The sequence below is a fragment of the Acidibrevibacterium sp. genome (assembly GCF_049965395.1).
Classification (GTDB): Bacteria; Pseudomonadota; Alphaproteobacteria; order Acetobacterales; family Acetobacteraceae; genus Acidibrevibacterium; species Acidibrevibacterium fodinaquatile.
In genome coordinates this window covers 1-7,008 of the sequence record NZ_JBMFWJ010000076.1, presented here as the reverse complement: position 1 = coordinate 7,008, position 7,008 = coordinate 1, and the positions used below count along the sequence as shown (strand labels likewise).

General features: G+C 67.1%; 6 protein-coding genes. 4 read left to right on the top strand and 2 right to left on the bottom strand.

Features of this window, described 5'->3' with window-relative positions; genetic code table 11:
- Positions 1-408 (bottom strand): GntR family transcriptional regulator (locus ACP5M5_RS14040; RefSeq protein ID WP_427938373.1); only part of this gene is annotated, 408 nt, incomplete at its 3' end.
- A complete protein-coding gene (atzF, locus tag ACP5M5_RS14035) occupies positions 405-2,201 on the bottom strand; it encodes an allophanate hydrolase (RefSeq protein ID WP_427938371.1) in 1,797 nt (598 codons plus the stop codon). The genes ACP5M5_RS14040 and atzF, both read right to left, overlap by 4 nt.
- Before the next feature lie 425 nt (positions 2,202-2,626).
- Between atzF and ACP5M5_RS14030 the strand changes: the two genes are divergently transcribed.
- From ACP5M5_RS14030 to ACP5M5_RS14015, 4 genes are read left to right on the top strand one after another with little or no spacing between them, the layout of a single operon-like run.
- A complete protein-coding gene (locus ACP5M5_RS14030; RefSeq protein WP_427938369.1) occupies positions 2,627-3,751 on the top strand; it encodes a BMP family ABC transporter substrate-binding protein in 1,125 nt (374 codons plus the stop codon).
- A 29-nt stretch (positions 3,752-3,780) separates the two neighbouring features.
- Positions 3,781-4,920: an ABC transporter permease gene (locus ACP5M5_RS14025; protein ID WP_427938366.1), complete on the top strand. Its 1,140-nt coding sequence runs from the start codon at positions 3,781-3,783 to the stop codon at positions 4,918-4,920.
- Positions 4,913-5,833: an ABC transporter permease gene (locus ACP5M5_RS14020; protein ID WP_427938364.1), complete on the top strand. Its 921-nt coding sequence runs from the start codon at positions 4,913-4,915 to the stop codon at positions 5,831-5,833. The genes ACP5M5_RS14025 and ACP5M5_RS14020 overlap by 8 nt, the downstream gene beginning before the upstream one ends.
- A gap of 22 nt (positions 5,834-5,855) precedes the next feature.
- On the top strand, positions 5,856-6,839 hold the full coding sequence (locus tag ACP5M5_RS14015) for a formamidase (RefSeq protein WP_427938362.1): 984 nt from the start codon (positions 5,856-5,858) through the stop codon (positions 6,837-6,839).
- Positions 6,840-7,008: the final 169 nt, after the last annotated feature.

Genomic DNA, 7,008 nt, shown 5'->3' with positions numbered 1-7,008 from the left:
GCCGGCCCGCACCAGGGCCGCCATGCTGGCGTGGAAAGCGCGCAGATCGTGGCGTTCGCGCGCCGTCATCGCCAACGCCGCTTGCCGGGCGCAGACCGCTTCGATCTCGGCCATGGCGACGAACATTTCCGCGAGCCGCGCCGGTGAAACCGTGGTGACGATGGCGCCGCGATAGGGCCGGCGCTCGATCAGCCCGGCGGCGGCGAGCTGACGCAGTGCCTCGCGCACCGGCGTCCGCGACACCGCGAAACGGGCGGCGACGGCGTGCTCGTCGAGCCGCGTTCCCGCCGGTAGCGCGCCGCTGGTGATGGCATCCGCGAGCCGCTGCGCGAGATCGTCGGCGCGGGTCGTCGCAGGGTGCGGCCCAAGCTCGGCCACGGAGGGCGCAAACGTAGCGGCAAGCGTCATCGTCGCGCCTCACGCCAGGCGCGCCAGCCGCCAAAGCGCGTGATATCCTCGCCCGCCGCGCCGGCCTCACAGATGAAACCGAACCCCGGCCTGCCGCCCTCGAGTTCCACTGTACCGAGCCCGAGCGGCGGGGCGATGCCGGCCAGAAGCGCGGCCAGCGCGGCGCTGGGCAGCGCCCAGATCTCGCCCGCGATCGCGGCACCGCCTTCGCCGACCGGCACCAGGCCGGGGCGTGGCACAGCGCCGGGCAGGGCCAGCATGCGATAGCGGGGCGCGGTGCGGCAGGGGCGGCAAAAGCGGCCGCCGAGGGCAACCAGGGCGGGGTTTAGCGCCTCGCCAGCAAGATGGGCGCCGAACACCGCGATCTCGATCTCGGGATGAACGCTGTTACCCTCCGGCGCCGGCGCGGCCGCCGGCTGGGGATGGCCGGTCGCTCCGAGCGGTGTCGCGGCATCACGCTGCATGCGCTCGGCGAAAGCGGCGAGCACGCCGTCATGAAAGGCGGGGGCGATCAGGGTCACGCCGGCGGGGAAGCCATTGGACGAGAATCCGCCCGGGATGGCGATCGCCGCGAGGTCGAGGAGATTGGTGAAGTTGGTATAGCGGCCGAGTTCGCTGTTGGTCGCGATCGGTTCGGCGGCGATCTCGGCGAGGCTGAAGGCGCCCGACACACTGGGCACGAGCAGGAAGGCGAGGCGCTGCCAGAGCGGCGCCGTCGCCTGGCGGAGAGCGGCGAGCCGATGCTGGGCGGCGAAGAGATCGATGGCGCTTTGGGCGAACCCGGCGCCGACGATCTCGCGGGTTACCGGGTGTAGCCCTTCCGGGTTTTCAGCAAAGATCGTGCGGAGTGCCGTGCTGCGCTCGGCGACCCAAGGGCCATACAGTAGGGCCGCAGCCTCGGCGAAGTGTGTGAAATCGATCTCTTCGGCCTCGCCGCCGGCCGCGACGGCGTGGGCGATCGCCTGCTCGAACACTGCGCGCGATGCCGGATCGCCGTGGAACGCGAGCGCCGCAGGCGCCGGCACGCCGAAGCGAAACCGCGCCGGCGGGCGCTGTGTGAGGGAAAATCCAGGGGGTGCGGCGCGGCTATAAGGGTCGGCGGCGTCGAACCCGGCGGCAACCGCGAGCACCGCCCGGGCATCGGAGACGGTGAGCGCGAAGATCGAAACGCAATCGAGTGAGCGGCAGGCGGGGACGACGCCGCGGGTGCTGATCAGCCCACGGGTCGGCTTGAGGCCGACGAGATTGTTGAAAGCCGCAGGGACGCGGCCGGAGCCGGCGGTATCAGTGCCGAGCGCGAAGCTGACCAGGCCAGCGGCCACCGCGACCGCCGAGCCCGAACTCGACCCGCCCGGCGCCATCGCCGGATCGAACGGGTTGCGCGGCGTGCCATAGGGCGAGCGCACGCCGACGAGGCCGGTCGCGAACTGATCGAGATTGGTCTTGCCGATCAGGATTGCCCCGGCGGCAACGAGCCGCGCGACCACCGGCGCCGACTGCGCGGGTTGATAGGCAAAAGCGGGACAGGCGGCGGTGGTGGCGAGGGGGGCCGCGTCAATATTGTCCTTGACCGCGAAGGGAATGCCATAGAGCGGGCCGCGCGCCGGCGCCGCTTGCGCCGCGAGCGCCTTCGCCTCGGCGCGGAGATCCTCGGCGGGACGAAGGCTTATCCAGACATGATTATCGCCGGCGGCGGCGATCCGGCGGAGGATTTCGTCAATCACCTCAAGCGGTGTCGTCCCGCCGGCGGCATAGGCGGCGCCGAGCCGCGCGAGATCGAGGCTCAGCGCCATGGGTGTCGCCAATGCCGCGGCCCGCGGTGAGAAAATGTCGTCATCCGTATCTCCTTATGCATCCCATTCTATGCATCGCATTCTCTGGCCACCCCTTTGCCCGCATGCCGGCCAACCTGTGTACCCCAGAAGCGCCTTGGGATATGCCTCGGGGAAATACAAGAACGAGGCCATTCCCGCCGCTTCGGGTGATCTTACGGCAAACTCTCCCCGTGCCGCGGCCGGCGCGCGCTATTTTGCCAGATTTTCGGCAGAGCCGGCATAAATTTTATGCAGTGCATGCGATTTTGTATGCAAATTCCTTCCCTGCCCGCTGTGCACCGCCGCACGCGTCTCGGCCCAAACGTGGCACGGGATTTGAATACGGTGAAGACCATGCCGAGCGCGGCTTTGCGCGCCGCGCGGCACTCTCGCCGGAGGAAAACATGGCTCTCGATCCCCCCGCTTCGCGTAACTTTTCCCGCCGCGCCCTGCTCGGGATGACCGGCGGTCTGGCCGCCGCCGCCCTCGCCCCGGGCCGCCGGGCCGGCGCGGCCGGCACGCTCGAAATCGGCTTCCTCTATGTCGGCGCGCGGGATGATTACGGCTACAACCAGGCCCATGCCGAAGGCGCCGCCGCGGTCAAGAAAATGCCTGGCGTGAAGGTTTTGGAAGAAGAGCGCATCCCCGAGACTGTCGATGTCGTCAAGTCGATGGACAGCATGATCGAACTCGACGACGCCGCATTGCTGTTTCCAACCTCGTTTGGCTACTACAACCCCTTCGTTCTGCAGGAGGCAAAGAAATACCCAAAGGTACAATTCCGCCATTGCGGCGGATTGTGGACCGAGAAAGACCCGAAAAATGCCGGCAGCTATTTCGGCTATATCGATGAGTGCCAGTATCTCTCGGGTATTGTTGCCGGCCATATGAGCAAGACGAAGAAGCTCGGCTTCGTCGCGGCCAAACCTATCCCGCAGGTTCTGCGCAATATTAACGCCTTCACCCTCGGCGCGCAGCGGGTCGATCCCAAGATCACGACGACGGTGATCTTCACCGGCGACTGGTCGATGCCGGTCAAGGAGGCGGAAGCGACCAACGCCCTCGCCGATCAGGGCATCGACGTCGTCACCTGTCATGTCGACAGCCCGAAAGTCACCATCCAGACCGCCGAAGGGCGTGGGCTCTACACCTGTGGCTATCACGTCAACCAGGCGCCACTCGCGCCCAAGGGCTATCTCACCGGCGCGGAATGGAACTGGGCAACGGTCTATCGTAATTTCGTTGCCGAGATGCAGGCGGGCAAACCGCTGCCGAATTTCGTGCGTGGTGGCCTGCGCGAGGGTATCGTTAAAACCTCGCCCTATGGTGCCATGGTGCCGGCGGCGGCGCGCGCCGAGGCGGATGACGTGAAGGCCAAGCTGATCGCCGGCGAGTTCGTGATCTTCAAGGGGCCGGTTGCTGACAATAAAGGCAAGCAGGTGATCGCGGCCGGCGTCGACCATGGCCAGACCGATCTTTGGCTCGAAAAGATGGACTGGCTCGCCGCCGGCGTGATCGGGAAGACCTGAGGGCGGCGGGACGGGGCGCGCGGGCCGGCATGACCTCCCTAACCCTTGCCCTTGGCGTGCGGCCCGGGATGCGGGACCGCTGGCTTGGCCGGATCGCCGAGGCCTGGGCGCTCCCGCTCCTTGCGCTGACGGTCGCGCTGCTCGCGTTCAGTGCCTTTCTCGCCGCCTGCGGGGTCAACCCGCTGGCGGCGGCGGCGCTGATCTGGCGCGGCGCCTTCGGCACCTGGTTTTCGTGGCAAAACACGCTTCAGAAAGCCTCGCCCTTGCTGCTCACGGGCCTCGCCATGGCGCTCCCGGCGCGGGTCGGCCTCATGGTGATCGGTGGCGAGGGTGCGCTGGTGATCGGCGGCCTCGCCTGCGCGGTGATCGGCCCGACGCTCTCCGGCCTCGCCGGCAGCGCCGGCGGCGCCCTTCTTGCGCAGGCCTTGATGCTCGCGGGTGGCATGGCGGCGGGCGCGCTCTGGCTGATGATCCCGGGCGCGCTGCGCTTCTGGCGCGGCGTCAACGAGACGATTTCTTCGCTCCTCCTCAACACCATCGCCATCGCGGTGATGAACCAGCTCGTCGAGGGGGTGCTGCGCGACCCATTGAGCCTCAACAAACCCTCGACGGTGTCGCTCGCGCCCGGCCTCATGCTCGGTCAGATCCCGGGGCTATCGGTGCATGTCGGCCTTGCTTTCGGGCTGGTTCTCTGCGTTGCCGCCGGTGTTCTCATGCAGCGGACGAGCTTCGGCTTCGCGGCCAGCGTCAATGCCGGCAACCCGCGCGCGGCGCACATGGTCGGGATCGATGTCGGGCGGCTGATCCTGATCGCCTGCGCCCTGGCTGGCGCCAGTGCCGGGCTTGCCGGCGCGGTCGAGGTCGCCGCCGTCCAAGGCAGCGCCACCGCCTCGCTCGCCGCCGGCTACGGCTATAGCGGCATCCTGGTCGCCTTTCTTGCCCGCCACAACCCGTTCGCGATCATTCCGGTCGCCCTCCTTCTCGGCGGGATCGTGGCGAGCGACGGCCTGCTGCAACGCCATCTCGATCTGCCGGACGCGACAGTTGCGGTGCTGCAGGGCTTCGTTTTCATCGCCGTACTCGCCGCCGAGACGTTTTCCGGGCGGCTTCGGCTTCGGTGTCGGCTTTGGCTTCCGCTTTCCCTCAGGGGCGAGCCACGCGATGGCTGATCTCGGCGCAGCCGGCGTTGCCCTCGCGCTGTTCGGCGGCGCCATCCGCGCGAGCACGCCGTTTTTGTTCGTGAGCCTCGGCGAGTGCCTGACCGAATTATCCGGGCGCATCAATCTCGGCCTCGAAGGCACGCTGGTCTGTGGCGCGATGAGCGCTTATGGCGCGGCGTTGCTCTCGGGCTCGCCCTGGCTCGGCGTGCTTGCCGCAGCACTCGTCGGCGCGCTGCTCGGCGCGCTCCACGCCGGGCTCTGCAGCCTCAAGCGTGTGAACGACATCGCGGTCGGCATCGCGCTGATGGTGCTCGGCACTGGGCTTGCGTTCTTTTTCGGCAAACCCTTGATCCAGCCCCGCGCGCCGATGCTGCCGGCGCTGCATGTCTGCCCCACTTGCCAGTTCGCGCCGCTTCGCGCCGCCCTCGACATCAACCCGCTGTTCCTGATCGGTGTTGCCCTCGCTTTCGTGCTGCGCTGGGGGCTTGCCAATACACGGCCCGGTCTCGTGCTCCGCACCGTCGGCGACAGCAGCGAGGCGGCGCGCGCGATGGGCTATGCGCCGCTTTGGGTGCGGCTCTGGTCGACGATGGCGGGCGGCGCTCTGGCCGGCATCGGCGGCGCGTTCCTCTCGCTCTATTATCCAGGGTCATGGAATGAGGGGCTCTCCAGCGGCCAGGGGTTGATCGCCGTTGCCCTCGTGATTTTCGCGCGCTGGCGCCCGCTCGCCTGTCTCTTTGCCTCCCTCCTGTTCGGCGCCGCCGGCGCTTTGGGCCCGGCGCTGCAATCGATCGGCGTGCATCAGGGCACCTATCTGTTCAATGCCGCGCCCTATGCGCTGACGCTTGCGATCATGATCGCGACCTCGTCACGAAACGGCATGCTCGCCGGCGCGCCCGGGGAATTGGGCATGGTGCGTTGAAGATAAGGAACGGAGCAAAAGCATGAGCGGCCTTGGCGGCCTCAACAAATCTCCGACGGGCGTCGTCATCGGCCTTGTGCAGCTTGCGCTGCCGGTGGTCGAGACGCCGGCCGATCTCGCAGCGCAGACACGCCGCATCGTCGCCCTCGTCGGTAAGGCGCGGCGCGCGTTGCCGGGCATGGATATGGTTGTGTTCCCTGAATACGCGCTGCATGGCTTGTCGATGAACACCGCGTCGGCATTGATGTGCCGCCGCGACGGGCCGGAGGTCGCCGCGTTTCGCGATGCCTGCCGCACCCATCGCATCTGGGGCTGCTTTTCGATCATGGAACACAATCCCGCTGGCAATCCATGGAACGCCGGTCTCATCTTCGACCCTGACGGCAACGAAAAGCTTTACTATCGGAAGCTTCACCCCTGGGTGCCGGTCGAGCCCTGGGCGCCGGGTGATCTCGGCATCCCGGTATTTACTGGGCCGAACGGCGCGCGCATGGCGCTGATCATCTGCCATGACGGCATGTTTCCGGAAATGGCGCATGAGGCCGCTTATAAGGGCGCCGAGATCATGCTGCGCACCGCGGGCTATACCGCGCCGATCCGGCATGCTTGGAAAATCACCAATCAAGCCAATGCCTTTTGTAATCTCATGTACACCGCGAGCGTCTGTCTCGCCGGCAGTGACGGCACCTTCAATTCGATGGGCGAGGGGATGTTCGTCAATTTCGACGGCGTGCCTCTGGTCGAAGGCAACGGCCTCGCCGATGAGATCATCACCGCCGAACTGCGTCTTGATCTCGTGCGCGAGGCACGCCGCCTCTGGGGGGTCGAGAACAATATCTATCAGTTCGGCCATCGCGGCTATGTCGCCGTCGCCGGCGGCGCGCGGGATTGCCCTTATTCCTACATGACCGATCTCGCCGCCGGTCGTTATCGTCTGCCCTGGGAAGATGACATCGCGATCGTCGATGGCACGGGCTACGGCTTTCCGCCGCCGCCGACAAAGTAAGCGTGACCGAAGGAACGAGGCGCCAATCGATGTTCTTCCCCACCATCGCCGCCGATCCCTATCCCTGGCCCTATGACGCAACGCTTTCGCCGCGGACGACGGCGCTGATCATCATCGACATGCAGACCGATTTCTGCGGCATCGGCGGCTATGTCGACAAGATGGGCTA

Excerpts from the sequence above, each read along its gene's own strand:
- atzF (WP_427938371.1), bottom strand. The coding sequence starts at position 2,201 with ATGGCGCTGAGCCTCGATCTCGCGCGGCTCGGCGCCGCCTATGCCGCC.
- ACP5M5_RS14030 (WP_427938369.1), top strand. The coding sequence starts at position 2,627 with ATGGCTCTCGATCCCCCCGCTTCGCGTAACTTTTCCCGCCGCGCCCTG.
- ACP5M5_RS14025 (WP_427938366.1), top strand. The coding sequence starts at position 3,781 with ATGACCTCCCTAACCCTTGCCCTTGGCGTGCGGCCCGGGATGCGGGAC.
- ACP5M5_RS14020 (WP_427938364.1), top strand. The coding sequence starts at position 4,913 with ATGGCTGATCTCGGCGCAGCCGGCGTTGCCCTCGCGCTGTTCGGCGGC.
- ACP5M5_RS14015 (WP_427938362.1), top strand. The coding sequence starts at position 5,856 with ATGAGCGGCCTTGGCGGCCTCAACAAATCTCCGACGGGCGTCGTCATC.